Raw genomic sequence first — 23,592 nt, 5'->3', positions numbered from 1 at the left:
CATGGCAGCCATGCAAAAAGCATGCTTGCTACTATTTATCGCGCGATATATTATTGTGCGATTTTGGAGATCACGATATGAGCGACGATCTGAATCTCGACGATTTCATCTGTTTCGCCCTCTACACCGCGAACCACGCGATGAACCGCGTCTACAAGCCGATGCTGGACGCACTGAACCTGACCTATCCGCAATACCTGGTCATGGTCACGCTCTGGAAGGAAGATAGCCAGACGGTGGGTGCCATCGGCGCGAAGCTGCTCCTCGAATCGAGCACCCTCACCCCCCTCCTCAAGCGTCTGGAAGCGACCGGCTACGTCAAGCGTGAACGCGGCATGGACGACGAACGTGTCGTCATTATCCGGCTGACCGAGGAAGGCCGGGAACTTAGAAAGCGCGCAGCTTCCATCCCCGGCTGCATCGTCAGCGCGTCGGGCCAGGAATTCGCTGAACTGAAGCGGCTAAGGGCGGAGGTTGTTGCGCTACGCGATGCGTTGGAGCGCAGCGCAACCTGAACTCGCTCTATCAGGTCCGTTTCTTCTTTGATTCGTACGGATTGTCAGGCGAGCGGTAGTGAATGCGGATCGGCACGCTCGGCATGTCGAAATCAGCGCGCAGGCCATTGATCAGATAACGCGTATAGGATTCCGGAAGCGCGTCCGAACGCGTACAGGAGATCATGAAGGCCGGCGGGCGCGCCTTCACCTGCGTCATATACTTGAGCTTGATGCGGCGGCCGGAAACGGCCGGCGGCGGGTGCTGGACCTGCTGCTGTTCCAGCCAGCGATTGAGACGTGCCGTCGAAATGCGCTTGTTCCAGACCTTGTCCGTGTCAATGATCGACTGCATCAGCTTGTCGAGACCGCGGCCCGTCTGGCCGGAAATCGGCACGGCGCGGATGCCGCGCGCTTGCGGCAGCAGCCGGTCGGTCTTTTCACGCAGGTCAGCCAGGACGGCCTGTGGATCCTCGATCATGTCCCACTTGTTGAAGGCGAGAACGGCAGCGCGGCCCTCGCGCAGCACGAGATCGACAATGTGCAGGTCCTGCTTCTCGAACGGGATCGTCGCATCAAAGACGATGACGACGAGTTCGGCAAATCGGATGGCGCGCAGCGTATCGGCAACGGAGAGCTTTTCCAGCTTCTCGATCACCTTCGCCTTGCGGCGCATGCCTGCCGTGTCGAACATCTTGATGGTGCGACCGCGCCAGTCCCACTCGACGGAGATGGAATCGCGCGTGATGCCGGCTTCCGGTCCGGTCAGCAGCCGGTCTTCACCGAGGAAGCGGTTGATCAGCGTCGACTTGCCGGCATTCGGGCGGCCGACGATCGCCACACGCAGCGGCTTGCTGTCGTCGTAAGCCGGCTCTTCCTCTTCTTCGCCGTCGGCACCGGTCGACTGCGGGATATCGACGTCAGTGACGGCGACATCTTCCTTCGGCGGAAACGCACGCTCCTCGCCAAGGGCTGCAACGATCGCGTCACGCAGGTCGAGCATACCCTGTCCGTGTTCGGCCGAAATCGGCGTGGGCTCCCCGAGGCCCAGCGAGTAGGCATCATAGAAACCAGCGTCGGAGCCGCGCGCCTCGGACTTGTTGGCGACAAGTATCACCGGTTTGCCGCGACGGCGCAGCATTTCGGCAAGCGCCGTATCGACCGGCGTCAGACCGGTCTTGGCATCGACGACGAACAGAGAGAGATCGGCTTCGTCGATCGCGGCCTCGGTCTGCGCGCGCATGCGGCCCTGCAGGCTCTCTTCGTGGGCCTCCTCAAGGCCAGCGGTATCGACGATGGTAAAGCGCAGGTCGATCAGCCGCGCGTCGCCGGGGCGGCGGTCGCGGGTGACACCCGGTGTGTCATCGACGAGCGCCAGCTTCTTTCCAACCAGACGGTTGAAAAGCGTCGACTTGCCGACATTCGGGCGACCGACGATGGCGACCGTGAAGCTCATTGAAATTCCTTACATTCAGCCCTGTGCGGCGGGCGCCTTGCCGGATGCGGTGATGTTATCAAGCATCATCTGGGCACGATTGGCAACATTGCGGGGGCTCTGCGCGTCGTCGGCGATCGCCTTGAACCACTGGCGCGCCTGCGCCATATTGCCGGCCTTGTAGGCGGCAAGACCGAGCGCTTCGCGGGCCGAGTGGCGGAAGGCGTTGCTGGGCACTGCCATTTCCTCGACCTGGGCGGAAACCTGCTCGTAGGTGCCGCCTTCGATCAGCAGCCAGCCGGCGCGCATCTTGGCGGCGTCGCGAACCGCCTGCGGCGCTGCTGTGTCCTTGCCGATCGCGTCGAAAGCGGCAACGGCGCCCGCTGCGTCGCCCTTCTGCGCCAGCACGGTCGCCGAGCGCATACGCGCAAGGATCGGATAGGCTCCGTGACCTTCCTTCTCCAGCTTCGCGAGGGCAGCGAGTGCCTCGTCGGTCTTGTTCTCGTCGGCGAGTTTCATGGCAGCGATGAACTGGTCGCCCGTACCGGAGGACTTGTTGTCGTCCCAATACTCGTACGCCTTGTAGCCGATGGTACCGAGAACGATGAGGACAGCGAGCGCAATCAGGTAGCGGCCGAACCGGCGCCATGCGCCCTTCACCTGGTCGGAACGCAGTTCCTCATTGACTTCACGAATGAAGCTGTCGTCGTTGAATGCCATTCTCGTCTCCGGCCACGGATATGCTTCGGCATGCGGGTTGCACGCACATTGTGGGGCCTTCTACCCCATTTTTCAGCAGTTGTAAGGGGGATCGGAAAGATTCGTCACATTACGATCGGGGCCACGCCAATCAACAACTCGTGCAGCTTGAACGTGATGAGTGCCCAGGCAACGACGCCGATGATCGCGGCATAGAGGTCATATTTGCCGGAGACGAAGGGCCGACGGGTAAGCTCACCGGCGCGCTCACGGCGCTTCAGCGCAATGCGGAGGATGACGCCCCATGCAAGGAAGGCGCCGAACAGCAGCACCGAGGACGTCTCGCCGTTTGCCAGCAGATGCGAAAGTGCCCAGATCTTCACCGACAAAACCATCGGATGCTTCGTCTTGACCGCGATATGCCCCGCCGGCAGCAGCGAGGCGGCCAGACAGATCATGGCGAGCAACATCAGCGTCAGAGCGATGTGCGCCATCCAGACCGGCGGATTGTAGAGCATGCCAGTCACCTGGCGGGCCTGACCGAAGCCGTAGATCAGCAGGATCAGGGACAGGATGCTGACGACAGAGTAGACGCCTTTCCAGCCGCTCTCGCCGAGACGGTCGATCATGGACTGGCGAAGACCGGGCGCAATCACACGTATCAGATGAAGCCCAAGGAAAATGACGATCCCGACGATGAGCAATGCCATGGTGATCTCCTGTGCGTTTTCCGAGACTTAGCCGGAGACACGCAAAAACGCCAGCGTCACCGCAGCTTCGCCGCATTTCTGTAACAGGAAAGCCGCAAACAAATTGTCGCGGTGTCTATGTTTCGTTCGTTTTTCAAAGCCTCCCTCGCCCTTTCTTTGTTCATTCCTGGCGCAGCGGGCGCCAGCGACCAGCCGAAGCAGCTGGTGATCATCTCGTTCGACGGCGCACACGACAACGCGCTCTGGCAAAAGAGCCGTGAGATGGCGGCGAAAAACGGCGCGCATTTCACCTACTTCCTCTCCTGCACTTTCCTGATGAACCTGGCAGCGAAGAAGGCCTATCAGGCGCCGCACCAGAAACAGGGCAAGTCGAATGTGGGCTTTGCCCAGAGCGACGATGAGATCCGCGAGCGGCTCGGCAATATCTGGCACGCCCATCTTGAGGGCCACGACATTTCGAGCCATGCCTGCGGCCACTTCGATGGCCGCCAGTGGAGCGAAGCCGACTGGTCGAAGGAGTTCGCGACCTTCCACGCCACGCTGAAAAACGCCTGGAAGAGCGTCGACCTGGAGGAGCCGAAAGGCTGGCAGGATCTGGTCGACCACGGCATCCGCGGCTTCCGTGCCCCCTATCTCTCGGCAACGCCGGGTGCCGACATGATCGCGGCAGAGAAGAAGGCCGGCTTCGCCTATGACGCAAGCCTGGTGACGAAGGGACCGGCCATGCCCGTCGAGGAAGCCGGCATCGTCCGCTTCGGCCTGCCGCTGATCCCCGAAGGCCCGCGCGAGAAGCCGATCATCGGCATGGACTACAACCTCTTTGTTCGCCACTCCAACGGCACCGAGGACAAGGCCGATTCAAAGGCATTCGAAGACCGCTCCTATGCGGCCTTCAAGGAGGCCTTCGACAAGCAGTATGCGGGCAACCGTGTTCCGCTGCAGCTCGGCTTCCACTTCGTCGAGATGAACGGCGGCGCCTACTGGCGCGCGCTCGACAGGCTCGTCAGCGATGTCTGTCATCGCGCGGATGTCGCCTGCGTCAGCTATTCCGAGGCTATTCCCATGATCGAGGCACGTGGCAAGCTGCGGGAGCAGGCACAAGCCTCGGGTCTTTAAGCGAGCATTCGGCCTCTTCCCGCTTCTTGCCGGGTGTGAAAAGCGCTGCGGCGTGAACACGCAACGCTCGGGCTGCCCGATCAATCTGACTCCAGAAACGCTCGGGGATCACCGGTTGGTCAAGGAGACACTCCCCTGCATGCGCGGAACATCTGGCATCCACACGCCGACGCTGCCATAAATGAGCTTCATCGAGGGAGGCATCATGATGCAGAAGAATGCGCCGGACTTTAGCCTTCAGGGCAAGGTGACTTTGGTGACGGGAGCGAGCCGTGGCATCGGTCGAGCTTGCGCACTAGCCTGTGCCGCAGCAGGTTCCGATATTGTTTTGGGGGTCCGCGATGTCGCGGCGTCGGCGGGCCTGGTTGCCGAACTCGAGGGTGCGGGACGAAAGGTTCTCCCTGTTGAACTCAACATTCCCAATAAGGCCCACATCGCACAAGCCGTCGACGCGGCGCTTACGACGTTCGGTCGGATCGACGTCCTCGTCAACAACGTCGGCGTGGCGCCGGGCAATCTCGCGGAGCTCGTTGAGGAGAAGGACCTTGACGAGATACTCGATGTCAACATCAAGGGCACTTTCCTGATGACGCAGGCCGTTGGCCGTCACATGATCGAGCGCAATAGCGGCCGAATCATCAACATCAGCTCACAGGCCGGTACCGTGGCACTGCGCGGCGAGGCAATCTATTGCATGAGCAAGGCGGCAATTAATCACCTCACGCGCTGTCTTGCGGCTGAATGGGCACGCTATGATGTCACCGTAAATACCGTATCGCCGACGTTCATCCACACGGATGGTACAGCACCGTTTCTATCCGATGCCGACAACCACAAAGCAACGCTTGGTCACATTCCACTCGGCCGGATCGGCGAAACCGATGATGTGGTGGGTGCCGTCGTTTTCCTTGCATCGCCGGCCGCGAGCCTAATCACAGGCGCGAACCTGCTGGTGGACGGTGGATGGTCCGTCGCCTGAGGTCGAGGTGCTCCTGGAGTGGCTAGTCTTACGCGGACGAAAACGGCAATTTCCCCGGATAAGGATCGCCTTACGGCAAAGGCGGTGGCGATCTAAGATTTCGACCACCAGCGAGAAGCAACCGCCGTGCGCCTCTAGCCTAAAGCCAGAAACGACAGCAACGAAGTGAGGACGCCTGCCTTGCGGTCCATAGCTTTCCACCACGGCCATCTGGTCCGTTTGCCATGAAGGCTTATGCGACTAGTTCTTATACTAGGTTACCCTCCTCTCATTGGCAGAGAGAAAACGACCGGGAGCAAGCCATGTGCCGAAATATCAAACCGCTGTTCAATTTCGATCCGCCAGCGACAGACGAGGAGATCCATGATGCCGCGCTTCAATTCGTGCGCAAGTTGAGCGGCACCACCAAGCCATCGAAACGCAATGAGGCCGCGTTCGAGCACGCGGTCATTTCGATTGCGAGATGCGCTCACGAGCTGCTCAATTCGCTGGAGACTTCTCAACCACCTCGCGATCGTGGGGAAGTAGCTGCAAAGGCCCGCGCGAGAACTGCAATCCGGTTCGCGTAAGAGAGTCCTGTCGCGCACAGGAGATCATCGTTCGGGTCGACGGGGTGAACATCCGGCCAGCGAAAGGTCAGGTTCAACAGACCGAGCCGGGTCAATCAACGGCCACCTTGGCGCAAAGGCCGTCTGCGCCCTCGCCAAGGCGTGGCAGCATTTATGACCGAGTTCCGGCTTTCTGCAGCCGACGACGTCAGCCGTCGGCGTGAATGATGCCGGCCTCACGCTCCAGGTAGCGCTGGTCGATATCAGGCAGCGGCTCACCCTCGATCGCGGATTCGAAAGTGCGCAGGCGCTTGTAGATCGACAGCAGCTCAACGATCGTCGTCCAGGAATTGACGAGATACTGGAACGAGCCGCGCACCTGATCGAAAACATTGTTGATCTGCGTCATCAGGCCGAGCGTCAGCTTACCGGCGACGATCGACGGCACAAGCACGATCAGGCTGAACAGGTTGTCGGCCTGCAGATAGAAGATGCGGGCGACGTTGAAATACATGTAGTGAAAATAGAGGCGGAAGTAGTTGCGGCGCACGTTGGCGAAGAGTTCGGCCACCGTCGGCGGCGTCGCGCGCTCCGCATGGTCCTCACCGTAGACGAGCTCCTTGCGATAGGACGCTTCGACGCGCTGGTTGCGGAACTCGAGCCCCGGCAGCTTGATGCCGACGAGCCCCAGGAACACGGTTCCGAAGATCGACCAGAAGATCGCCGCCCAGACGAGCGCATGCGGCACTTCGCCAATCAGCGGCAGCTCGGTGATGTTGGCACCGATCTTGAACAGCACCGGCAGGAACGCGATCAGCGTCATGACCGAGCTGACGAGGCTGACGCCGAGGCTTTCAACCGTGGAGGAGAAGCGCATCGTGTCTTCCTGAACACGCTGCGAGGCACCCTCGATGTGTCGAAGCTTCGGCCAGTGCGCCATGTAGTATTCGTTCATCGCCGTGCGCCAGCGGAATATCCAGTGGCTGACGAAGAACAGGTTCAGCACGCCGACGGTGATTGCCACGAAAGCGATGCCGGCAAAGCCCAGCATGCCGAGGTAGAGCTGCGCCGCGGTGACTGGCGCCGTCTTCGCGAGCGCCTGCTGGATCAGGTCGTAGAACGGTCCGTACCAGGCGTTGATGGCAACGCTCACCTGCACCGAGAAATAGGTGTTGAAGATGATCAGCGCGGAGCCGAGCACCGACCACATCTGCCAGCGGTGCGGGCTATAGGCGAACCAGAAGCCGGCAAAGAGCGCGACCGCCAACACATAGTAGATGTAGAACCATAGGAACGGGGCCGACCAGAAGACAGACACACCAATCGGCGACTCCAGACCTGGTGCCAGCGGCGGCAGACCAATTGCTGCGCCGAGGCCGGAACCCACGAAATACCAAAAGAGAACGGCAAGAAGCGCCCAAGCAACAGCTGAGATGAAGAAGAGCCTAGGCTTGGGGAAGTAGGATACGAACACGGGAGAGGTTGCTTTCCTGAACTGGAGTCTTCGGAGTCTCTAACAGACCAATTGCGGCGAAAACTACGGCAGTTCGCAAAGAGCGGCAATGGGCTCGCCCCATTGTTACGCACTTGTAACGCGCTACGACAACTTCCTGGCGACCGGTATCACCAGCGCCGCACACACGAGCAGCGCTGCGGCCGCGGCATAGGTCGGCGTCGTGAAGCTGCCCGTTTGCTCGGCCATCCACCCCGCGACGATGGGGCCGATGATCTGCCCGACCCCGAAGGCGGCCGTCATCGTCGCGAGTATCCGGCGCGGGCTGGCCGGCGAAAGTTTGCGGCCGATCTGCAGTCCATAGGCGGTAATCGCGAGGAAGGTTGCTCCAAACAGCGCGCCGCCGATAAGCGGAGCCACCGAGTGCGGCAGGAGTACGGTCGCCAGCACGCCGGCTGCCTCGATCAGCAGTGCGGCCACATACACCTTCCCCAATCCCAGCGGGCGGACGAATGGCTTCCAGGCGAAGAGCGCCACCGAAGCGGTTAGACCGGCGATGAACCAGCAGAGAAACTCGACAGTCGGTCCGGCAGCATCCATGCGCGCGATCGTGACCAGAAACGTGCCCGTGATCACATAGCCGAACCCGAACAGGCCATAAGATGCCGTGACGAGCAGCATCGGCAGGCTCCAGGCGATCCGCGGTTCCTTGCCGGTCTGTGCCGCGGCAGCCGGGCCTGCCGGCAGCAACCACCAGACCGCCAGCAGACTGACCGCCGAATAGATTGCGCCACCGATCCAGGATGCCCGCCAGGCATCTGCGCTTCCATCAAAGAGCAGTCCCACCAGCAGCACCATAACCGATGAAAGCGCGATACCGGCGCCTGGCCCCCCGAAATGCGCCGCCTGCACGTGATCGTTGCCGGCGATCGCCCCGTGGCTGAGCACAATCTGCGAACTGAAAACGAGAGCAAAGGCGCTCGCAACGCCGGCGAGGAACCGGATGACGGCAAAGGCCGAAACCGAAGTCGTCATGGCCATGGCCGCCAGAAGGACTGCTGTCGCCGCAAGAGCAAGGAGCGCGACCTTGCGCTCGCGTCCTGTCGCCCAGCCATAGGCGGCCAGCACGGCACCGACGAGGTAACCGACGAAATTCGCCGAAGCGATGAAGCCGGCATCTGCGGCCGAGAGCGGCACGCCGCTGATCATGCTCGGCAGGATCGGCGTATAGGAAAAACGGCCGAAGCCCATGGCGGCAGCCATGGCGATGGCGCCTGCGAGGCCGGTTCGGAACAGGTTTTCGGGGAAGGTGTCATTGCGTGCCAACATGGATTGCTTATCGCGCTGCAGCATGGCGCCGACAATCAAGAATTTCTGATCGATCGATCAATCGGACGAAATCATGCATTCGCCCTTGAACGCAATTATCTTACGATATACATTTTACGACATAGTGAACGATACATCTAAGGAGTGACCTATGAGAGGTTTTAGAGGTGGAATGATGGGTGGTGGCGGTTTTCGCATGGGGCGGAAATTTGCGTCAGGCGACCTGCAACTGGTGATCCTGGCCCTGTTGGTGGAACAGCCCCGCCATGGCTACGAGCTTATCAAGCTCTTGGAAGAGCGTTCGGGTGGCTTCTATGTTCCAAGCCCGGGCGTGATCTATCCGGCACTGACCTACCTGGAAGAAACCGGCCTTGCTGACGTGGAGAGCGAGGGCACCAAGAAGCTCTATCGCATCACGGAGAGTGGCCGCAGGCTCGTCGAAGAGAACCAAACGATGATCGACATGACGCTCGGAAAATTGGAGAAGATCGGCGCGAAGATGGCGCACGTGCGCAAGATATTTGACCCCGAAAGCCGCAATGGCGATCGGGATGAGGACGGCTTTCCGGAAGACAAGAGCGAGGTCGCAACTGCGCGCATGCTGCTAAAATCGGCGCTTCGCCTGCGTTACCCCTGGTCGAAGGACGAGGCCAAGCGCATCGCTGGCATTCTGGAGCGCGCGGCCGGCGAAATTCTTGCCGGCGGCCGTTCGGGCGAGTGAGGCCTCAAGCGCCGCCTTCCGGCAGCGTCAGGATCAGCGGACCATTTCGCGTGGCGACGACCGTGTGTTCGTATTGCACGGTCGGAGCCTCAGGCTCCCCGTAGAGCGTCCAGGCGTCGTCGCCCCCCTCCGCCCATGTTGCGCCAAGCGAGAGGAACGGCTCGACCGTGAAGACAAGGCCTTCCGTTATCATCCGCTTCTCGGATGGATCCGGCCAGGTCGAGAGCTCGGCCGGCTCCTCATGCAGCGAACGGCCGATCCCGTGGCTCGCCAGATTGGCGACAAGGGTATAGCGGTTTTTCAGGGCGAAGGCGCCGACGGCCTGGCCGATCTTGGCGAGCGGCTCGCCCGATTTCACCTGGTTTAGGCCAACCCACAGCGCCCTTTTACCGTCGCGGCAGAGCTTTTCGATCTTCGACTTGTGCGGTGGAAGGCTGAAGGACGCGCCGGTATCGGAAAAGAATCCATCCTTCTCGGCGGAGACGTCGATATTGACGAGATCTCCCGGGCGAATGATGCGCGGCCCCGGAATGCCATGGGCGATCTCTTCGTTGACGCTGATGCAGGTAGCCCCGGGAAACTGATAGCAAAGCTCGGGCGCGGAGCGTGCGCCGGCCTCCTCGAGCACCTTGCGGCCGATCTGATCGAGCTCCAGGGTCGTGATGCCGGGCTCCAGTGACGCCCCCATCACCTGCAGGGCATTGGCGCAGATACGGCCGATTTCCTTCAGCTTGAGGAGTTCGTCTTCGTTTTCGATGATCATGAATCTCTACCCGGCCTTCTTCGGCCGGTCGGCCGGCTCTCGATCAGGATGAGAGCACGACGGCGTTGGGAATCCAATTCATCCTTTACGGCATCATGCTCCAGCTTCAGGCGGTGGCTTTCGCCTCTTCGTCGCTTTCAGTCAATGCCTTTCTGACGATCGGCGCGACTTTCGTGCCGTACAATTCGATGCCGCGCATGATCTGATCATGGGGCATCAGGCCGATCGCCATCTGCAGCAAAAAGCGGTCGTTCTTGAAGAGCCGGTGATGCGCGATGATCTTTTCCGCCACCAGTTCCGGCTCACCGACGAAGAGCGCGCCGTTCGGCCCGCGCGATATGTCGAAATGTGCCCGGTTCGTCGGTCCCCAGCCACGTTCGCGGCCAATCCGGTTCATGACCTCGGCCTGCGGGCCGTAGAACTGATCGGCAGCAACGTCCGTCGTGTCCGCAATGAACCCGTGGACGTTGATGCTGGTCTTGAGCTTCGACGCCTCCTGCCCGGCCCGGCGGGCCGCCTCGCGGTAGAGATCAAACAGCGGTGCGAAGCGCCGTGGCTCGCCGCCGATGATCGCCAGCGCCACCGGCAGGCCCATCGCGCCTGCACGCGCTACCGATTGCGGCGTGCCGCCGACGGCGATCCACAAAGGCAAGGGATCCTGCAGCGGCCGCGGATAAACCCCGCGCCCATTGATCGGCGCACGCAGTTCGCCCGACCAACTGACCGTCTCGTTGTCGCGCAGGGCCACCAGCAGGTCGAGCTTTTCCTCGAACAACTGATCGTAATCTTCCAGATTGTAGCCGAAGAGAGGGAAGGACTCGATGAACGAGCCTCGCCCCGCCATGATCTCGGCACGTCCATTGGAAAGCAGATCGAGTGTCGCGAACTGCTGGAAGACCCGCACGGGATCGTCCGAGCTCAGCACGGTCACCGCACTGGTCAGCCGGATGTTCTTGGTCTTCACGGCAGCGGCAGCCAAAGCGACGGCGGGAGCGGAAGCCGCATAGTCTGGCCGGTGATGCTCGCCCAACCCGAACACATCGAGCCCGACCTGATCGGCGAGTTCGATTTCTTCGAGCAGATGCTTCAGTCGCTCGGCCCCTTCCTCACCCTTGCCTCGGCTCGGATTCGGGTTCACGTCGGCAAAGGTGTAGAGGCCTAGTTCCATGGCTCGCATCCCGTTGAATCTACAGATGGAGATAAGGATGGAGCGGCCTCAGCGCAAATATAAATTCTGGAACCGATCGTTCGAGAATATCGATAGGCAGCACCGCCGCGACCCGGGGATCGCGGCGAACTTTGATTCTGAAATCAACGACTTCAAAGCTTGAATGGAATCATTTTCCGAACGGCTTCGTATCTGAGATAAAGACCTCCCCAGGCAATCAGCCCGAGATAAACGCCGAACAGCAGGTGCGAAAAGATCGGGCTCCCGACGCGCAGATGCGTCGCGATCGCACCGCCGAGCAAACCCGTAAGCAGGATCGCCCCGAGCACCGACGTGCGTGGAATTGCGTAAAGCAGCGCGCACAACAGCGTCACGATACCCAGACCTCGGGCCAGCATCGGATCGCCCGAGTAGCCGAGCGCCGTCATCGTTTCCGTAACCGGCGCGATCGGCACAAGCTTGATCGCCCCGTCGAAAACGAGAAAGGCGACGATCAGCCCGCTCATGACAGTGCCAGTAACAGTTTGCCAACGCGGAAGCCGCGCATGTGAATCAACAATTGCAGACATGCCCCTATCCCCCTGTTTCGATTCCCGATTTCAGATCCTGGGAAGCAGCTCGGCGAGCTGGTCGGCGCATTTGCCCCAGCCCTCGTGGAAGCCCATCTGCTCGTGCTGTTCCTTGTCGGCCGCCGTCCAATGCCGGGCCTTGGCGGTGTATTTCGTGCGCCCGTTGCCGAGGTCTTCGAGCAGAATGATGCCGACGAAGAACGGCTTTTCGGACGGTACCCAGGCGCTGGCGAAAGCATCAGTGAAGACGATCTTCTCGTTTTCGACGATCTCCAGATAGACGCCGCGGTTGGGAAATTCCTGGCCTTCGGGGCTGCGCATGACGATGAGGTTTGATCCGCCCGGGCGTAGATCGACCTTCACATCAGACAGGGTCCAGGGACGCGGGACGAACCATTCCTTCATCAAGACAGGATCGGTCCAGGCCTTGAAAATCTTCTCGCGCGGGGCATCGAATTCACGGACGAGAATCAGTTCATGTTGAGCTTCTGCGGTCATTTCAGCCTTCCTCCTGTTGAGCGAAACCTGTTTTCGATCAGGTTGTTACAAAGACGTGGGAGGTTTTCCGGTTCCGACAACCGGATCTGACTTTTTGAGAATTATTTCGCGATCGGTTGCGCGGCCCCATGGACGAGGCTGTCGATCTGTTGGCGGATGTGGGCGGCTTCCGCTGCGGAATGAGCAAGCGCAATGGCGCGGTCGAACGCCTCATGCGCCTCGTGAGCGCGGCCGAGCTGCTTTAGCAAGCCGCCACGCAGGCCGTGGTAATAGAAGTAACCGCCGAGCTTTTCGCCGAGTGTTTCGACGAGCGCCAGCGCTTCTTCCGGCCCTTTGAGCTTCGAGACGGCAACGGCGCGGTTAAGCGTAATGACAGGCGACGGCTGAACACGCTCCAGCGCCCGATAAAGCAGCTCGATCTCTTCCCAATCGGTATCCTCGGCACGCTTGGCACGTGAATGCAGCGCCGCGATCGCCGCCTGCAGCTGGTAGGGTCCCGGTTGGCGATGGCGGATCGCCTTGTCGAGCAGCGCCAGCGCCTCGTTGATCAGCTCGCGATTCCACAGCGAGCGATCCTGATCCTCGAGCAGCACGATGTCGTTTTCGCCGTTGAAGCGGGCCTGGCGCCGCGAAATCTGCAGAAGCATCAGCGCCAGCAGGCCCATCAGCTCGGGCTCACCGGGGAAAATGCGCAGCAGCAGCCGCGCGAGCCGGATCGCCTCGTCGCTAAAGGCACATGCTTCGTGCTTCGGATCGGCCTGGCTGTAGCCCTCGTTGAAAACAAGGTAGATCATCGTGCTGACGATCGAGAGCCGCTCGGCCCGTTCCTGCGCATCCGGCGTCTCAAAGGGCACGCCGGCCTTGGCAACGCGCGCCTTGGCTCGCGTGATCCGCTGCTCCATCGCGCTTTCGCCGACGAGGAAGGCACGCGCGATCTGCTGGACGGTAAGCCCCGAGACGATCCGCAGCGCCAGTGCGATCTGCTGCGTTGCCGGCAGATCCGGATGGCAGCAGATGAAGAGCAGCCGCAGGATATCGTCGCGGTAGTTGGAATCGTCCAGCCGCTCGGCGATGTCGCTTTCGGCGTCGCCGGTATCGGAGATCAGCTCCTCATCGGGAAGCGCCTGGGTCTTCGAGCGCTTGCGGACCGCATCGATGCCGCTGTTGCGTCCGACGAAGATCAGCCATGCCGTCGGATCGCGCGGCGGCCCCTTGTCCGGCCAGGTGCGGATGGCGCGCAGGCAGGCCTCCTGGAAGGCCTCTTCCGCGATGTCGAGATCGCGGAAGTATCTGAGCAGCGCGCCAAGCGCCTTCGGTCGGGCCGAAGCAAGCGTCACGTCGATCCAGGCAATGTCTGTCATGTCGCAGAAGCTCCCGGCCGGAACACGTAGAACGGCCGAATTTCATAAGAGGTGGAACCGGGATTGACCACGGAAAGCTCCTTGGAGAAGGCGACCGCCTCCTCCAGCGTATCGAAATCAACCACGTAAAAACCGAGGAGCGCTTCCTTCGTTTCTGCGAAGGGACCGTCAAGAACCAGCGGCTCCTCCTTGCCCTTGCGCACGGTGGTCGCCGCCGTCGTCGGCATCAGCCGGCCCACCGGACCAAGCTTGCCGCGCTCGGCCAAGGGTGCCTGAACAGCGTAGAGCTTCGCCATAACGGCGTCCTCTTCCTCCTTGGTCCAGGAGAACACGGTCTCTTCATTGGCATAACAAAGGATTGCATAAAGCATGTCGTACTCCTCTTCCTGAATGACGAAGGAGTAACGCGACATCCGACAGGACGCAGCAAAAAATTACAGCGTGTAGACGGAGATGGTTAAGTGTTCGCCGGCAGCAGCTGAAGGCGGCGAATGCGACATAACACAAACGGACGGGCGCGCACCTCGCGGCCATCTTGGCAGGCAGCTGCCAGACCGAAGAGTGTTACGCCTACCTCAGCTCACGGCTCAGACGGCAAGGGCTTCCTGCACAGCCAGCTCCGCCATCGCCAATGCGGCTTCGCGAGTCTTGGCAGCGGCGACGAAGCGACCGTTGTGGCAGAAGGTTGCGCCCTGAACGCCGCAGACCGCCTCCAGATCGTGATTGGTCAGGCCTGCCCAGGCAGCCGGCAGATCCGCCCGAAGTTCGAACCCCTCATCCCCGCGGCGGATGCCGGTGACGCACCAATCCTTTTCTCGCGGATGAACGACAAAGAGCAGGTGATCGGCGCGCGCCTTCACGATGGCGGGACGGAAAGGCATTCCCGTCGGAAGTTCGAGAACACGCCCTTGCCCGGTACGTTCTATGGCTTGAAGGACGAGCGCTTCGGCCCGCAATTTGGCAGCGCTTTGGGCGATCTTCGCCTCGACAAAGCTGCGGGCGATGGCCACGGCATCTTGAAATTTGCGATCATCGGCATCCGGATCGGTATCGTCGAAAACCGGCTTCAAGGTTTCCAGCAAGGCCGGCAGCGTCAGACCGGCGATCGGCCCTGACGGGCTGAGCGCGCCATTGTCCGTGAGATCGATCGGCAGCACGAAAGCGAGATCGAACGAGGTATGCAATGCCTCGACGTGGGCTTCGGGAACGCCGGTGGCAACCAGGTAGTCGCGGCCGTAGTGCTTCCAGATCAGCCCAAACGAGCTGTAGGGCTGCCCGTCCTCTCGCAGCGGCGCGCCACGCTGATGGTGGTCGAAGATGCCCTTTGAGGCGTCATATGCACCCCCGACGTCATAGATGATGCGGTCGGCGCCCGGCGTGATCCACTCCGGCGCCCTGCTGCGGATCACACGAGCCTGCAGGAAAAGACGGGTCAGGATGACGCTCGACAGCACTTCATCGGCATGGAAGCCACCGGAATGGGTGACGAGGAAATCTGGATTCATGCCAGGATGCGCCTTGTTGTTTGCAGAAGTCCGCTTGCGGTTGGCAGCACATAACCATTGCTGGCTGCCATCTCAACCCGTCATTGGCCCAAATCCTGTTTTGGCTCGCGATGGAAAAGCCGCGGTATCATCCCGGCCGTGGCGTCTACGTCGGCGCCATCAAGCCGCCTGGCCGGAACTGCTCTGCAATCTCACGCCTCACATCCGAGACACGAATGAGCCCCGTTCCGCCTGCCTGCCGCCTTGCGCGCGTCACAGATCGGCGAGCGTGCGCTTGACGGCGCTACGCCACCCCTTGAGCTTTGCGGCGCGCGTCTTCTCGTCCATGTCGGGTTCAAAACGGCGGTCGCGCTTCCAGCTCTTGGCAAAGCCTACGCGGTCCGGCCAGACACCGGCCCGGCTACCGGCAAGCCAGGCAGCGCCAAGCGCCGTGGTCTCGAGGATGACTGGCCGGTCGACGGGCGCATCGAGAATGTCGGCAAGCCGCTGCATCGTCCAATCGGAAGCGACCATGCCGCCATCGACGCGAAGGACGGTGCTCTCCACACCGCCCTTCCAATCTTTGTGCATGGCGTCGAGCAGATCGCGGGACTGATAGCAGACCGCTTCGAGCGCGGCGCGGGCGAATTCCTTCGGGCCGCTGTTGCGCGTCAGGCCGAAAATCGCCCCGCGGGCATTCGCATCCCAATGCGGCGCGCCAAGCCCGGTGAAGGCGGGAACCAGATAGACCTCCTGCGTCGGGTCGGCGGCATCGGCAAGTTCCCCCGTGCGCGAGGCCGTATCGATGATGCCGAGCCCGTCGCGAAGCCATTGCACGGCAGCACCCGCGATGAAGATCGAGCCTTCGAGCGCATAGGTCGTCTCGCCGTTCAGCCGATAGGCGATGGTCGTCAGCAACCGGTTCTTCGAACGAACAATGTCGCTTCCGGTGTTGAGCAATGCGAAACAGCCGGTGCCGTAGGTGGACTTCATCATGCCGGGCTCGAAGCAGGCCTGCCCGATGGTCGCGGCATGCTGGTCGCCGGCAACGCCGAGGATCGGGATCTCGGCGCCAAGGATAGCTTTCTCGGTAATGCCGAAATCATCGGCACAATCCTTTACCTCAGGCAGCATCGCTGCGGGAACACGCAGGATATCGAGGAGATCCGCGTCCCACTTGTTGTCGGCAATGTTGTAGATCAGCGTGCGGGAAGCGTTCGTCGCATCGGTCGCAAACACCTTGCCGCCGGTCAGCCGCCAGATCAGGAAAGTATCGACGGTCCCGAAGCATAACTCCCCCTTGGCGGCACGCGCCCGCGCGCCCTTGACGTTGGCAAGCAGCCACGAGAGCTTGGTGCCGGAGAAATATGGATCGAGGAGAAGGCCGGTCTTCCTGGTGAAGGTCTTTTCGAGATCCTGCCTCTTAAGCTTGTCGCAATAGCTTGCCGTGCGGCGGTCCTGCCAGACGATCGCGTTGTGGATCGGCTTGCCGCTGTCGCGCTCCCAGACGAGCACGGTCTCGCGCTGGTTGGTAATGCCGAGCGCCGCAATGTCCTTTGCCTCGATCCTCGCCTCGCGGATCGCCATCTTGATGGTCGAGACCACGGAATCCCAGATTTCCTCCGGATCGTGCTCGACCCAACCGGATTGAGGGTAGATCTGACGGAATTCCTTCTGGCCCGCACCGGCGATCTTCATCTCGCCGTCGAAAACGATCGCCCGCGTCGACGTCGTCCCCTGATCGATCGCCAGAACATATCCGCTCATGCCAGTCCTCCCCAAGATCGTGATTATCGGGAAAAATCAATAGGACAGGACGGCGGGCGAGGAAAGAACCTCACCGCCTCTTCGACACAAGAGATTTGCCGTGATCGCAATTGCCAGCAGAGATGCTTTGCGCATAACCTCAGCTCTATTGCGTCGCAAAACGGCTTTAGGAGAAGAGCATGGCAAGAACAGTCGTCGTCACCGGATCCACCAGCGGCATCGGGCTTGCGATCGCAACAGCCTTTGCCGGCAAGGGCGACAACGTCGTCATCAACGGCTTTGGAAAGCCCGAGGAAATCAAGGCGATCGTCGAGAAACTTGAATCCGTCTCGAAGGCGAAGGTGACCCACCATCCGGCAGACATGACAAAGCCGGCTGAAATCGCGGATCTGATCGAAACAGCCGCCAAGACCTTCGGCAGCGTCGATGTGCTGGTCAACAATGCGGGCATTCAGCATGTGGAAAAGATCGAGGATTTCCCGATCGAAAAGTGGGACCAGATCATTGCGATCAATCTGTCCAGCTCGTTCCATACCATGCGGGCGGCCATTCCGCTGATGAAGGCGAAAAGCCAAGGGCGGATCATCAACATCGCCTCCGCGCACGGCTTGGTCGCCTCGCCGTTCAAATCCGCCTATGTGGCGGCAAAGCATGGTATATTGGGCCTGACGAAGACCGCGGCACTGGAGCTTGCCGAATTTGGCGTGACCGTGAACGCGATCTGCCCGGGCTACGTGCTGACGCCCCTCGTCGAGAAGCAGATACCGGATACGGCCAAGGCACGCGGCATGACCGAGGAGCAGGTCAAGACCGAAGTGATCCTCAAGGCCCAGCCGACGCATGAATTCGTCAAGGCGGAGGAGATTGGCGCGCTGGCTCTCTACCTCGCAAGCGACGAAGCCCGGCAGGTGACGGGTACCCACATCTCGATTGACGGTGGCTGGACCGCGGCATAACCATTCAAGATAAGCATAAAAACCAGGGAACCACATGAACGACAGCATCCGCTTCATCCTGAATGGCGAGGACGTCACGCTTGGCGATGTCCGGCCGACCGAGACGCTTCTCGATTATCTCCGGTTGAAGCGCCGGCTGACCGGCACGAAGGAAGGATGCGCGGAAGGAGATTGCGGCGCTTGCACCGTCCTTGTCGGACGGCTGATCGACGGCAAGCTGCACTATGAGTCCGTCAATGCCTGCATCCGCTTCATGGGGTCGCTCAACGCCACCCATGTCGTCACGGTGGAGCATCTGGCGGCCAAGGATGGAACGCTGCATCCGGTGCAGCAGGCCTTGGTCGATTGCCACGGCTCGCAGTGCGGCTTCTGCACGCCGGGTTTCGTCATGTCGATGTATGGCCTCTGGCTTTCCAACGACAAGCCGAGCCGCGCTGACATTGAAAAGGCCCTGCAAGGCAATCTCTGTCGCTGCACCGGTTACGAGCCGATCGTGAAGGCCGCCGAGCAGGTGAGCCACACCCGCCCGAGCGCGCTCTTCGACCCGCTCGAAAAGACCCGCTCCGATATCATCTCCCGCCTCTGGGCAATGCGGAACAGCCAGACCATCTCGATCACGACGGCCGAAGGCCGGCTGGTCGTGCCGGGTTCGCTGGACGCGCTGGCGCGCGTGCTGTCCGAAGAGCCCACCGCCACTCTTGTTGCAGGGGCCACCGATGTTGGCCTGTGGGTGACGAAGCAGATGCGCGCCCTGGACCCTGTCGTCTTCATAAACCACCTGACAGACCTGCAGTCGATCACATCTGGCGACGGCGGCTTCACCATCGGTGCCGGCGTCACCTACACCCGCGCCTTCGAGACCATCGCCCGCAAGGTGCCGACCCTTGGCCGCCTCATCAACCGTATCGGCGGCGATCAGGTGCGCAACATGGGCACGATCGGCGGCAATATCGCGAATGGTTCGCCGATCGGCGACACGCCGCCGCCCTTGATTGCCCTTGGCGCAACCGTAAAGCTGCGCTCTCTGGCCGGGACCCGAATGCTGCGTCTCGAGGATTTCTTCATTGACTACGGCAAGCAGGATCGCCGCCGCGGCGAATTCGTCGAGAGCATCTTCGTGCCCTATCCGGCCGAGGACACCCAATTCGCCGTCTACAAGATCAGCAAGCGCCGTGACGAGGACATCACCGCGGTTCTTGGCGCCTTCTATCTGACCTTGGATACGGAGGGAGACGTCAACGACATCCGCATCGCCTTCGGCGGCATGGCCGCCACGCCGAAGCGCGCGCGCCACGTCGAAAACGCCCTCATGGGCAAGCCGTGGAACGAAGCAACGATCGAGGCGACGCGCGCAGAGTTCGACGCCGACTTCCAGCCCCTGACCGACTGGCGCGCAACGGCCGAGTATCGTCAGCTGACGGCAAAGAACCTTTTAACGCGCTTCTTCTTGGAAACCTCCGGCGCACCGGCCGAGCTCCATCGCTTCGAGGAGGTTGCGTAATGGACAAGTCGACCTTCGCAGACCCAAAATTCATCATCAATGGCGCGATGCACGATGCGCTGCGCCACGATTCCGCCCACAAGCACGTTACCGGAGCTGCCGACTACATCGACGATCTGCCAGAGCCCACCGGGCTGCTGCATGGCGCGCTCGGCTTGTCCGATCGAGCCCACGCCGAGATCGTCAGCATGGATCTTTCCGAGGTCAAGGCGACGCCCGGCGTCGTCTGGGTGTTCACCGGCAAGGACGTTCCCGGCGTCAATGATGTCAGCTCGAACGGCAGCCACGATGAGCCGCTGCTTGCCGAAAAGAAGGTCGAATTCCACAACCAGCCGATCTTTGCCGTCATCGCCGAAACGCGCGAGATTGCCCGGCGAGCCGCCCGCAAGGCCAAGATCGAGTACCGCGACCTGCCCCACTGGAGCGATATCGATGGCGCGCTCGCCAACGGCAGCCCCCTCGTCGTCACGCCGATGACCCTGCAGCGCGGCGACGCCAAGACGGAAATGGAGAACGCGCCGCGGCGCCTGAAGGGCCAGATGCGGATCGGCGGCCAGGAACATTTCTATCTCGAAAGCCATATTGCCATGGCGATCCCCGGCGAAGACGACGAGGTTACCGTCTGGTCATCGACCCAGCATCCGAGCGAGATCCAGCATATCGTCGGTCATGTTCTCGATATCCCGTCGAACGCGGTGACCGTGAACGTTCGCCGCATGGGCGGCGGCTTCGGCGGCAAGGAAACGCAGGGCAACCAGTTCGCAGCTCTGGCGGCGATTGCCGCCAAAAAGCTGAAGCGTGCCATCAAGTTCCGGCCCGACCGCGACGAGGATATGGCTGCCACCGGCAAGCGCCATGACTTCCTTGTCGACTACGAACTTGGCTTCGACGAAGACGGGCGAATCCACGCGGTCGATGCAACCTACGCGGCCCGCTGCGGCTTTTCTTCCGATCTTTCGGGGCCGGTCACGGACCGCGCGCTGTTTCATGCGGATTCCAGCTATTTCTACCCGCATGTTCACCTAGCATCGAAGCCGCTGAAGACTCACACCGTCTCGAACACCGCCTTCCGTGGCTTCGGCGGCCCACAGGGCATGTTGGGCGGAGAGCGCTTTATCGAGGAAATCGCCTATGCGCTCGGCAAGGACCCGCTAAAGATCCGCAAGCTGAACTTTTACGGACAGCCCGGCTCCGGTCGCACGCTCACCCCCTATCATCAGGAGGTCGAAGGCAACATCATCGGCCGGATCGTCGACGAGCTTGAAGACAGCGCCGACTATCAGGCGCGCCGCAACGCAATCATCGAGTTCAACCGCAACAACCGTTACATCCGAAAGGGCATTGCACTGACGCCGGTGAAGTTCGGCATCTCCTTCACCATGACGGCCTTTAACCAGGCTGGCGCCCTCGTTCACGTCTATCAGGATGGCTCGATCCATCTGAACCATGGCGGCACCGAGATGGGCCAGGGCCTCTACACGAAGGTGGCGCAGGTGCTGGCCGACAGCTTCCAGGTGGACATCGAGCGGATAAAGATCACGGCAACGACAACAGGCAAGGTGCCGAACACCTCGGCCACGGCGGCATCGTCCGGATCGGATCTGAACGGCATGGCCGCCTACGATGCCGCCCGCCAGATCAAGGAACGGCTGGTCGCCTTTGCCGCCGAAAAATGGGCTGTACCTCCGACGGACGTAGTCTTCCTGCCGAACCGCGTGCGGGTTGGCGACAAGGAGTTCCCCTTCCCCGACTTCGTCAAGCAGGCCTACTTCGCCCGTGTGCAGCTTTCCGCTGCCGGGTTCTACAAGACCCCGAAGATCCACTGGGACCGGGCCGCCGGCCGCGGCACGCCGTTCTACTATTATTCCTATGGCGCGGCCTGCTCGGAGGTATCGATTGATACGCTGACAGGCGAATACATGATCGAACGCACCGATATCCTGCACGATGTCGGCCGCTCGCTGAACCCGGTGATCGATATCGGCCAGGTCGAGGGCGCGTTCGTTCAGGGTATGGGCTGGCTGACCACGGAAGAACTCTGGTGGGACGACAAGGGCCGGCTGCGCACGCACGCCCCCTCGACCTACAAGATCCCCCTCGCCTCCGATCGGCCGAAGATCTTCAACGTCCGGCTGGCCGAGTGGTCGGAGAATGCCGAGCATACGATCGGCCGATCCAAGGCGGTGGGCGAACCACCCTTCATGCTGGCGATTTCGGTGCTCGAGGCGCTTTCGATGGCGGTCGCCAGCGTTGCCAACTACAAGCTCTGCCCGCGGCTCGATGCGCCGGCGACGCCCGAGCGGGTATTGATGGCCGTGGAGAGAATGAAGAAGGCATAGGCTAAAGTGGCAATACCTCGGGGCACTGCCACGCCAACCTCACGGCCTACCGCCGGAACTCCCTGTTGTAGCGCGGCTCGCGCCCGTCCATGAAACCGAGATCGCGCTTGACGCGATCCGGCATACCCTCGAGTTCCAGCCGGTCCCATCCCGAAAGCCGGCGCAGCAGTCTCCGGCCAAGGTCGGACAGCCAACTGAAAGTCCCGGCAGCCCTTGCCTGCCTGTCCTGTTCGATAGCGGCGCAATCCATAACATCACCTCGACAATTTGATCCGTTGGGTTGCAGACTGCGCCAATAAATGCTGCAATTCCAATCGAACGATCGTCTGGACACATAAAGAGAACTTATCCATGAAGCTGTCGAAACAGTTTCCCCTGAACGCGCTGCGGGTCTTCGAGGCGGTCGCGAGGCTCGGTAGTTTTACCAAGGCCGGCGAAGAGCTCGGCATGACGCAGACGGCCGTCAGCTACCAGGTGAAGCTGCTGGAAGAGAATATCGGCGAGCCCCTCTTCATGCGGCGCCCACGCCACATCAGGCTGACCGACGCCGGCGAGCGGCTGGCACCCAAAGTGACCGAAGCCTTCGCCATGTTGCACGAAGCGATGGCCTCGGTTCGGGGCGCTGCCGAGGAAACGCTGCTTATTCACTCTACCCCGACATTCGCCTCGCAATGGCTGGCACGTCACCTCGGCTCGTTCCATCTCAAGTATCCGGCGACCGCCGTACGCCTGCGCACATCAGATACGCTGATCGATTTTGCCCGGGAGTCCGCCGACATCGCGATCCGTAGCGGCAAGGGAAACTGGCCGAGCCTTGTATCGCATCGGCTGATGGCGATTGATTTCACGCCGATGCTGAGCCCCGAACTTGCGGCTAGCGCCGCCGGCGGCATCCGCCAGCCGAGTGATCTCCTCAAACTGCGACTGATCGACGCCGGCGACTCGTGGTGGGCTTCATGGTTCGAGGCGGCCGGTGTCCACAATCCCGACCTCGCGGGCCGGCCGCGCAGCCGGCTCGGCGCACAGTCCTTCGAGGCGAGCGCTGCTCTTGCGGGACAAGGCGTGGCGATCCTGACGCCCGCGTTCTATCGCGATGACATTGCCGCAGGTCGGCTGATCCAGCCTTTTCCAATCGTCTGCAGCGACAACGATTGGGACTACTGGCTGGCCTATCCGGAGAGCCGTCGCAACGTTCCTAAGATCAAGGCATTCCGAAACTGGATTCTCGAGGAAATGAACGTCTCTGAGATCAAGGGCAGCTAGTAGCCCATCTGTGGCGCGTAGAAGCAACGCGGCGTATCCTCGTTCGGGAACAGGCAGAGATGATAGTCGCCGTCACCTGAACGCATGGCCTTTCCCATGGGAAGCAGGAAGACATGCGCATGCGTGACAAGTCGGTGATCGCCCGGCAGCAGCGTCACCCGATAGCCATGGGGGGTAATCGCCACGCTTTTCGGCGGGATCATCTGGCAGTCCCCGGTTTCGCTATCGCCATTGCAACAGAAGGGCTCATAACTCCAACCCGAAGGCGCGTCATGGCCGTAAGCGCAGGACGCGAATGCAATCATCACACACACAAGAATACTGCGCATTGGCACCTTCTCCGTTGATGAATGCGCCGCCGGAATGAAGCGGTTTCCACCTCATTCCGGCGGCCTCAAAATGAAACTGTAATCGAACCGTTACATTTCAAGCCACTTTG

At 61.2% G+C, this 23,592-nt stretch carries 24 protein-coding genes; 9 read left to right on the top strand and 15 right to left on the bottom strand.

What is annotated here, in order from left to right:
- Positions 1 to 77: 77 nt before the first annotated feature.
- Entirely contained in the window at positions 78 to 515 is a 438-nt protein-coding gene (locus PMI09_RS05790; protein WP_007789838.1) for a MarR family winged helix-turn-helix transcriptional regulator, read from the top strand.
- A 10-nt stretch (positions 516 to 525) separates the two neighbouring features.
- Here the strand turns inward: PMI09_RS05790 and der are convergent, their stop codons facing one another.
- The 3 genes from der to PMI09_RS05775 all read right to left on the bottom strand — a co-directional run bounded on the left by der (position 526) and on the right by PMI09_RS05775 (position 3,338).
- Positions 526 to 1,950, bottom strand: coding sequence for a ribosome biogenesis GTPase Der (der, locus tag PMI09_RS05785; protein ID WP_007789837.1), 1,425 nt, complete (start codon positions 1,948 to 1,950; stop codon positions 526 to 528).
- A gap of 15 nt (positions 1,951 to 1,965) precedes the next feature.
- A complete protein-coding gene (locus PMI09_RS05780; protein ID WP_007789834.1) occupies positions 1,966 to 2,649 on the bottom strand; it encodes a tetratricopeptide repeat protein in 684 nt (227 codons plus the stop codon).
- 104 nt (positions 2,650 to 2,753) lie between these two features.
- Complete coding sequence (locus PMI09_RS05775; protein WP_007789831.1) at positions 2,754 to 3,338, bottom strand: NnrU family protein; 585 nt, start codon at positions 3,336 to 3,338, stop codon at positions 2,754 to 2,756.
- Positions 3,339 to 3,455: 117 nt separating this feature from the next.
- On the opposite strand from PMI09_RS05775, the gene PMI09_RS05770 reads away from it, so the two are divergent.
- From PMI09_RS05770 to PMI09_RS05760, 3 genes are all read left to right on the top strand, one after another.
- The gene (locus PMI09_RS05770; protein ID WP_007789829.1) at positions 3,456 to 4,454 is read left to right on the top strand and encodes a hypothetical protein; all 999 of its coding nucleotides are present in this window, start codon (positions 3,456 to 3,458) and stop codon (positions 4,452 to 4,454) included.
- A 208-nt stretch (positions 4,455 to 4,662) separates the two neighbouring features.
- Positions 4,663 to 5,433 (top strand): SDR family NAD(P)-dependent oxidoreductase, encoded by a 771-nt coding sequence (locus PMI09_RS05765; protein ID WP_007789827.1) that lies wholly within the window; start codon positions 4,663 to 4,665, stop codon positions 5,431 to 5,433.
- 302 nt (positions 5,434 to 5,735) lie between these two features.
- Complete coding sequence (locus tag PMI09_RS05760) at positions 5,736 to 6,002, top strand: DUF2277 domain-containing protein (RefSeq protein WP_007789825.1); 267 nt, start codon at positions 5,736 to 5,738, stop codon at positions 6,000 to 6,002.
- A gap of 187 nt (positions 6,003 to 6,189) precedes the next feature.
- Here the strand turns inward: PMI09_RS05760 and bacA are convergent, their stop codons facing one another.
- Together bacA and PMI09_RS05750 are read right to left on the bottom strand one after the other, a co-directional pair.
- Complete coding sequence (gene bacA / locus PMI09_RS05755; protein WP_007789822.1) at positions 6,190 to 7,455, bottom strand: bacteroid development protein BacA; 1,266 nt, start codon at positions 7,453 to 7,455, stop codon at positions 6,190 to 6,192.
- A gap of 123 nt (positions 7,456 to 7,578) precedes the next feature.
- Entirely contained in the window at positions 7,579 to 8,787 is a 1,209-nt protein-coding gene (locus tag PMI09_RS05750) for a YbfB/YjiJ family MFS transporter (protein WP_007789820.1), read from the bottom strand.
- 127 nt (positions 8,788 to 8,914) lie between these two features.
- Between PMI09_RS05750 and PMI09_RS05745 the strand changes: the two genes are divergently transcribed.
- Positions 8,915 to 9,484, top strand: a complete 570-nt coding sequence (locus tag PMI09_RS05745; RefSeq protein ID WP_007789818.1) for a PadR family transcriptional regulator — start codon at positions 8,915 to 8,917, stop codon at positions 9,482 to 9,484.
- Positions 9,485 to 9,488: 4 nt separating this feature from the next.
- Here PMI09_RS05745 and map read toward each other — a convergent pair whose 3' ends face one another.
- From map to glpK, 8 genes are all read right to left on the bottom strand, one after another.
- Positions 9,489 to 10,247 carry a type I methionyl aminopeptidase gene (gene map, locus PMI09_RS05740; protein ID WP_007789816.1) on the bottom strand — a complete coding sequence of 253 codons (759 nt, stop codon included), beginning with the start codon at positions 10,245 to 10,247 and terminating at the stop codon, positions 9,489 to 9,491.
- A gap of 106 nt (positions 10,248 to 10,353) precedes the next feature.
- A complete protein-coding gene (locus PMI09_RS05735) occupies positions 10,354 to 11,415 on the bottom strand; it encodes an LLM class flavin-dependent oxidoreductase (protein ID WP_007789814.1) in 1,062 nt (353 codons plus the stop codon).
- Between the two features lie 152 nt (positions 11,416 to 11,567).
- The gene (locus tag PMI09_RS05730; protein WP_007789812.1) at positions 11,568 to 11,984 is read right to left on the bottom strand and encodes a DoxX family protein; all 417 of its coding nucleotides are present in this window, start codon (positions 11,982 to 11,984) and stop codon (positions 11,568 to 11,570) included.
- Positions 11,985 to 12,014: 30 nt separating this feature from the next.
- On the bottom strand, positions 12,015 to 12,482 hold the full coding sequence (locus PMI09_RS05725) for an SRPBCC family protein (protein ID WP_007789810.1): 468 nt from the start codon (positions 12,480 to 12,482) through the stop codon (positions 12,015 to 12,017).
- A 101-nt stretch (positions 12,483 to 12,583) separates the two neighbouring features.
- Positions 12,584 to 13,843, bottom strand: coding sequence for an RNA polymerase sigma factor (locus PMI09_RS05720; RefSeq protein WP_007789809.1), 1,260 nt, complete (start codon positions 13,841 to 13,843; stop codon positions 12,584 to 12,586).
- The gene (locus tag PMI09_RS05715) at positions 13,840 to 14,214 is read right to left on the bottom strand and encodes a YciI family protein (RefSeq protein WP_007789807.1); all 375 of its coding nucleotides are present in this window, start codon (positions 14,212 to 14,214) and stop codon (positions 13,840 to 13,842) included. The genes PMI09_RS05720 and PMI09_RS05715 overlap by 4 nt, the downstream gene beginning before the upstream one ends.
- Positions 14,215 to 14,430: 216 nt before the next feature.
- Positions 14,431 to 15,348 carry an MYG1 family protein gene (locus PMI09_RS05710; RefSeq protein WP_007789806.1) on the bottom strand — a complete coding sequence of 306 codons (918 nt, stop codon included), beginning with the start codon at positions 15,346 to 15,348 and terminating at the stop codon, positions 14,431 to 14,433.
- 252 nt (positions 15,349 to 15,600) lie between these two features.
- On the bottom strand, positions 15,601 to 17,094 hold the full coding sequence (gene glpK, locus PMI09_RS05705) for a glycerol kinase GlpK (protein ID WP_007789804.1): 1,494 nt from the start codon (positions 17,092 to 17,094) through the stop codon (positions 15,601 to 15,603).
- Between the two features lie 179 nt (positions 17,095 to 17,273).
- Between glpK and PMI09_RS05700 the strand changes: the two genes are divergently transcribed.
- Genes PMI09_RS05700 through xdhB form a run of 3 tightly spaced genes read left to right on the top strand, consistent with a single transcriptional unit; the run spans position 17,274 to position 21,890 of the window.
- Positions 17,274 to 18,050: a 3-hydroxybutyrate dehydrogenase gene (locus tag PMI09_RS05700; protein WP_007789802.1), complete on the top strand. Its 777-nt coding sequence runs from the start codon at positions 17,274 to 17,276 to the stop codon at positions 18,048 to 18,050.
- 34 nt (positions 18,051 to 18,084) lie between these two features.
- Positions 18,085 to 19,551, top strand: coding sequence for a xanthine dehydrogenase small subunit (xdhA, locus tag PMI09_RS05695; protein ID WP_007789800.1), 1,467 nt, complete (start codon positions 18,085 to 18,087; stop codon positions 19,549 to 19,551).
- Positions 19,551 to 21,890: a xanthine dehydrogenase molybdopterin binding subunit gene (gene xdhB, locus PMI09_RS05690; RefSeq protein ID WP_007789798.1), complete on the top strand. Its 2,340-nt coding sequence runs from the start codon at positions 19,551 to 19,553 to the stop codon at positions 21,888 to 21,890. The genes xdhA and xdhB overlap by 1 nt, the downstream gene beginning before the upstream one ends.
- Positions 21,891 to 21,936: 46 nt before the next feature.
- Here xdhB and PMI09_RS05685 read toward each other — a convergent pair whose 3' ends face one another.
- Entirely contained in the window at positions 21,937 to 22,140 is a 204-nt protein-coding gene (locus tag PMI09_RS05685; RefSeq protein WP_007789796.1) for a hypothetical protein, read from the bottom strand.
- Between the two features lie 101 nt (positions 22,141 to 22,241).
- On the opposite strand from PMI09_RS05685, the gene PMI09_RS05680 reads away from it, so the two are divergent.
- Positions 22,242 to 23,153: a LysR substrate-binding domain-containing protein gene (locus PMI09_RS05680; RefSeq protein WP_007789794.1), complete on the top strand. Its 912-nt coding sequence runs from the start codon at positions 22,242 to 22,244 to the stop codon at positions 23,151 to 23,153.
- Here PMI09_RS05680 and PMI09_RS05675 read toward each other — a convergent pair.
- On the bottom strand, positions 23,150 to 23,482 hold the full coding sequence (locus PMI09_RS05675) for a hypothetical protein (RefSeq protein ID WP_007789791.1): 333 nt from the start codon (positions 23,480 to 23,482) through the stop codon (positions 23,150 to 23,152). The genes PMI09_RS05680 and PMI09_RS05675 overlap by 4 nt on opposite strands.
- Positions 23,483 to 23,592 lie beyond the last annotated feature (110 nt).

Origin of the sequence: Rhizobium sp. CF122, from assembly GCF_000282035.1 — a bacterium.
Classification (GTDB): Bacteria; Pseudomonadota; Alphaproteobacteria; order Rhizobiales; family Rhizobiaceae; genus Rhizobium.
The sequence above is the reverse complement of the archived record's forward strand: the minus strand, read 5'-3'. Positions and strand labels throughout refer to the sequence as shown.

Bases quoted from the DNA above. Each gene is read 5' to 3' on its own strand.
- PMI09_RS05775 (WP_007789831.1), bottom strand. From the start codon at position 3,338: ATGGCATTGCTCATCGTCGGGATCGTCATTTTCCTTGGGCTTCATCTG.
- map (WP_007789816.1), bottom strand. From the start codon at position 10,247: ATGATCATCGAAAACGAAGACGAACTCCTCAAGCTGAAGGAAATCGGC.
- PMI09_RS05760 (WP_007789825.1), top strand. From the start codon at position 5,736: ATGTGCCGAAATATCAAACCGCTGTTCAATTTCGATCCGCCAGCGACA.
- PMI09_RS05730 (WP_007789812.1), bottom strand. From the start codon at position 11,984: ATGTCTGCAATTGTTGATTCACATGCGCGGCTTCCGCGTTGGCAAACT.
- PMI09_RS05745 (WP_007789818.1), top strand. From the start codon at position 8,915: ATGAGAGGTTTTAGAGGTGGAATGATGGGTGGTGGCGGTTTTCGCATG.
- xdhA (WP_007789800.1), top strand. From the start codon at position 18,085: ATGAACGACAGCATCCGCTTCATCCTGAATGGCGAGGACGTCACGCTT.
- PMI09_RS05675 (WP_007789791.1), bottom strand. From the start codon at position 23,482: ATGCGCAGTATTCTTGTGTGTGTGATGATTGCATTCGCGTCCTGCGCT.
- PMI09_RS05710 (WP_007789806.1), bottom strand. From the start codon at position 15,348: ATGAATCCAGATTTCCTCGTCACCCATTCCGGTGGCTTCCATGCCGAT.
- PMI09_RS05735 (WP_007789814.1), bottom strand. From the start codon at position 11,415: ATGGAACTAGGCCTCTACACCTTTGCCGACGTGAACCCGAATCCGAGC.
- der (WP_007789837.1), bottom strand. From the start codon at position 1,950: ATGAGCTTCACGGTCGCCATCGTCGGTCGCCCGAATGTCGGCAAGTCG.
- PMI09_RS05680 (WP_007789794.1), top strand. From the start codon at position 22,242: ATGAAGCTGTCGAAACAGTTTCCCCTGAACGCGCTGCGGGTCTTCGAG.
- PMI09_RS05750 (WP_007789820.1), bottom strand. From the start codon at position 8,787: ATGCTGCAGCGCGATAAGCAATCCATGTTGGCACGCAATGACACCTTC.
- PMI09_RS05780 (WP_007789834.1), bottom strand. From the start codon at position 2,649: ATGGCATTCAACGACGACAGCTTCATTCGTGAAGTCAATGAGGAACTG.
- PMI09_RS05770 (WP_007789829.1), top strand. From the start codon at position 3,456: ATGTTTCGTTCGTTTTTCAAAGCCTCCCTCGCCCTTTCTTTGTTCATT.
- PMI09_RS05790 (WP_007789838.1), top strand. From the start codon at position 78: ATGAGCGACGATCTGAATCTCGACGATTTCATCTGTTTCGCCCTCTAC.
- xdhB (WP_007789798.1), top strand. From the start codon at position 19,551: ATGGACAAGTCGACCTTCGCAGACCCAAAATTCATCATCAATGGCGCG.
- PMI09_RS05720 (WP_007789809.1), bottom strand. From the start codon at position 13,843: ATGACAGACATTGCCTGGATCGACGTGACGCTTGCTTCGGCCCGACCG.
- glpK (WP_007789804.1), bottom strand. From the start codon at position 17,094: ATGAGCGGATATGTTCTGGCGATCGATCAGGGGACGACGTCGACGCGG.
- PMI09_RS05700 (WP_007789802.1), top strand. From the start codon at position 17,274: ATGGCAAGAACAGTCGTCGTCACCGGATCCACCAGCGGCATCGGGCTT.
- PMI09_RS05715 (WP_007789807.1), bottom strand. From the start codon at position 14,214: ATGCTTTATGCAATCCTTTGTTATGCCAATGAAGAGACCGTGTTCTCC.
- PMI09_RS05765 (WP_007789827.1), top strand. From the start codon at position 4,663: ATGCAGAAGAATGCGCCGGACTTTAGCCTTCAGGGCAAGGTGACTTTG.
- PMI09_RS05725 (WP_007789810.1), bottom strand. From the start codon at position 12,482: ATGACCGCAGAAGCTCAACATGAACTGATTCTCGTCCGTGAATTCGAT.
- PMI09_RS05685 (WP_007789796.1), bottom strand. From the start codon at position 22,140: ATGGATTGCGCCGCTATCGAACAGGACAGGCAGGCAAGGGCTGCCGGG.